This window comes from Deltaproteobacteria bacterium (assembly GCA_016874755.1).
In the GTDB taxonomy this organism is placed as follows: domain Bacteria; phylum Desulfobacterota; class Binatia; order UBA9968; family UBA9968; genus DP-20.
The window spans coordinates 1-3,298 of sequence record VGTH01000096.1 but is presented as its reverse complement, the minus strand read 5'-3'; the positions used below and the strand labels follow the sequence as shown (position 1 = coordinate 3,298).

Annotated in this window: 3 protein-coding genes; 1 reads left to right on the top strand and 2 read right to left on the bottom strand. The window is 58.5% G+C overall.

The window, feature by feature from the left end; genetic code table 11:
• Positions 1-475: TRAP transporter large permease subunit (locus tag FJ145_26575; protein MBM4264975.1), on the top strand; the 475-nt coding region annotated here is incomplete at its 5' end.
• A gap of 13 nt (positions 476-488) precedes the next feature.
• On the opposite strand, the gene FJ145_26570 is transcribed toward FJ145_26575, so the two are convergent.
• A complete protein-coding gene (locus FJ145_26570; GenBank protein MBM4264974.1) occupies positions 489-1,706 on the bottom strand; it encodes an HD-GYP domain-containing protein in 1,218 nt (405 codons plus the stop codon).
• A gap of 116 nt (positions 1,707-1,822) precedes the next feature.
• Positions 1,823-3,064: an MFS transporter gene (locus FJ145_26565; GenBank protein ID MBM4264973.1), complete on the bottom strand. Its 1,242-nt coding sequence runs from the start codon at positions 3,062-3,064 to the stop codon at positions 1,823-1,825.
• Between the last annotated feature and the right edge of the window lie 234 nt (positions 3,065-3,298).

Genomic DNA, 3,298 nt, shown 5'->3' with positions numbered 1-3,298 from the left:
GGGCATCCCGCCGCTGGCGGCACACCTGTTCTTTTTCTATTTCGGCATGCTTTCGTTGATTACGCCGCCCGACTGCATCGCCACCTATGCCGCCGCGTCAATTGCCAGAGCCGACTTCTGGAAAGCCGGCTGGACCGGCATGCGCCTGGGCATCGTCGCTTACATCGTGCCGTTTGTTTTTGTTTTCCATCCGCCGCTGCTTTTTAAAGGCAACCTGCTCGACATCGGCCTCGCCATTGCCACCGCAGTGGTCGGCGTGGTTTTTCTCGCGGTGGGTGTCGCTGGCTTTCTTTTCCGACCCATCAGTTGGCCTAAACGCGTATTGATGATTCTCGCCGGAGTCGCGTTAATTCCATCGGCCACCGCACCCATTTGGCTGGCCACCAATGTCGCGGGCCTCTTGCTCGCGATGGCGATTGTCGGGTTGGAGTGGAAATTCAGGGCGCCGGCAATGACCGTCGCCGATCGCGCCTGAAGCGGACCGCTGCTCAGAATAGATATTTGACCGGATCGATCTTCAGTTTCGCCGCCGACTCACAACTGACGATTTCGTTGCCATCGCCGCCGCAGGCCGGCTGCGCCAAATCTAACTCCGGCGCCTCCTGTGACCGTTGGCGGCGCCAATCGAAAACGATGCGCACTACAGGGTGGAGCAAATCTTTCTCACCATGGCGCACCACCACACCGATGGCACCGCTGCGCAGGCGCACGACCGAACCGATGGGATAAATGCCGATGTGGGTGATAAACTTTTCCACCAGGGAGCGGTTTAAGTAAGCGCCGCTCCACTCGAGCACTTTGCGCAGCGCTTCCGTCGGCGCCATCGCCGCCTTGTAGCAGCGTTCCGAAGTCAGCGCGTCATAGATATCGACAATGGCCGAGATCTGGCCGAACAAACTGATCTCATCGCCGCGTAGCCCTTTGGGATAACCAGTGCCATCGAGTCGCTCATGATGATGCGCCGTCACACAGATGGAGCACTCGTTTAGGCGCGTGGTTTGTTGCAGCAGCTCGTTGCCGTGGTCAACGTGCTGCTTCATGATCTCAAACTCGCCCTGGGTCAACGGGCCCGGTTTGTTCAAAATACCTTTGGGAATTTTCACCTTGCCGATGTCGTGCAGCAACCCGCCAATGCCGATGCCTCTGATTTTGGCGGCATCGAAATCCATCGCCCGGGCAAACGAGATGCACAGAGCCGACACGGCCAGCGAGTGAAGGTAGGTGTATTCGTCTTTACTTTTGATGCGCAGCAAACTCACCAGGGCATCGCGGTCGAGCAGCACCGATTCAGTCATGCGCTCGACCAGGTTTTCGACGGTGCCCATGTCGATCTGCGTGCCCAAGCGGACCGCGTCCATCAATCGTTGCGTCGTGAGCTTGGCTTCCGCCAGCAGGGCTTTCGCGCTTTCCATGCGAGTCGCCAGGGGGAGCTCGTCCTGCGTTCCATGACTGACCGTGCGCAAGGCTTGGAATTCGCCATCAATGGTTTGATCGATCTCATCCTGCGACGGCGCATCGTCGACATCGAGCCCATGATCGGTGTCGATATAGACTTCACGGATACCACACTTGGCGACTTTTTCGATCTCCTTGTCGCTCGTGAGCTTGACGCGATTCTTGAGGAAGGGATGGTGCAGCCAGCCGCAGTTGAAGTCGTGCACGAAAATTCCCGGCCTGAGCTTTTCAACTTTGATTTTCTTTATCACGTTCGCAACCCCGCGTGTCAATCTTTCGACAGAGCAAGCGCGGCCCACTCCATAGGTTGCATCGGTGGCCGGCACCGCAAACTTTACGCGGGCTGAGACAGAAGAGATGGCAATGACTAGTCGCGCAGTGCCTGGCCGCGGGTTTCGCGCGCCCAGATCAACAGAACCAAGCCGAGAATATAGATGGAGCCGATGGTGGCGACCGCTGGTGCGAAGGAGCCATGCGCGGAAGTGAGCACACCGGCGAGCAGCGGGCCGGCGGCAGAAAAAAATCTGGCGAAGTTAAAACAGAATCCCTGGGCCGTGGCGCGGATCTTGGTTGGAAACAGCTCCGGAAAATAAATCGCAAACGCCGTGGTAACACCGGCGGCGAAAAACCCCATCACCGGCGACGCTATGACCGCGTGACTAAACTGCGTGGCGAACAAAAATGTCGTCGGCACGGAAATCAGCGCGCCGAGAAAATAAATGAACATGGCGCCCTTGCGGCCCCAGCGCTCGGCGACGTAGGGCATGCACAAGCAGCCCAGGATGCCGCCGGTGGTGAGCGTCGTCGTTACCAGACTCACCTGCGGAATCACCGCGCGGGTGCCTTGCGCGTTGAGCATGGCGGCGATCCAACTGGGCACCCATTGCACCGCGCCTTGATAGCCAAATGTCGCGACCACAGCGAGGCCCGTGCCGACGAGGACATCGCGTCGCGTCTCCGGTGCGAACAGCGCGGCAAACGGGTTGCCGGTCTGTTTAGCGCGCGTCCAGCGCGCCGGTTCTTCCAGAGAATGACGGATGTAGAACGCCACGATGGCCGGCAACACGCCGAGAGCAAACACCCAGCGCCAGCCGTAGGGGCCGACAAATAAATACAGCGCCGTCGCGAGAAAAAAGCCGATGCCGCCGGAGGCTTGCATGATGCCGGCCGCCTTGGCGCGCGACTTGTCGGGAAAACTCTCGGCGATCAACGCGGCGCCGGCGGCCCATTCGCCGCCGATGCCTAGTCCGGTAAGAAACCGATACAGCGCCAGCTCCTGCCAACTATTCGCCAAACCGCATAACCCCGTGCATGTCGCGTAGATAAGAATGGTGATCGCCATGGTCTTCGCACGGCCATAGCGATCGGCGATTGGGCCAAAGATCAAACCGCCGAGCGCCCAACCGATCATGAAGATGCTAAGCACGATGCCGCCGTAGAGGCCGATCACCGCGCTTTCGGTTGTGCCCAACAGATCGCTCATCGCCGGAAACAAAATAATCGCGTAGAGGTAGCCATCCATGATGTCGAGCGCCCAACCCAGGCAGGCACAGATCAACACGCGCCATTGGTAGGGCGTCAGCTCGCGATACCATTTGGTCTCAGGCATGATCGAACGGAAGTGCCACAAGTGGACCGTAAAGGCAAACAAATTCTTTCTACGGATTGTGAGAAGGGCTGCGGGATTGAAAATCGTTGAGCGTCACGGGTTTGCGCCTGGCCAGGCGAAGGCATCGGGCGACGACACGATAGATTCGCTTTGATCGAGGGTTTGGTTCGCTTTTTATCTGCAACCTTAGTCTTGACAATTCCCCCATAGATAGCAAACTAGAGCCATTCGCGG

What these genes read in the sequence shown, in the direction of transcription:
- FJ145_26565 (MBM4264973.1), bottom strand. Translation starts at nt 3,064, where the DNA reads ATGCCTGAGACCAAATGGTATCGCGAGCTGACGCCCTACCAATGGCGC.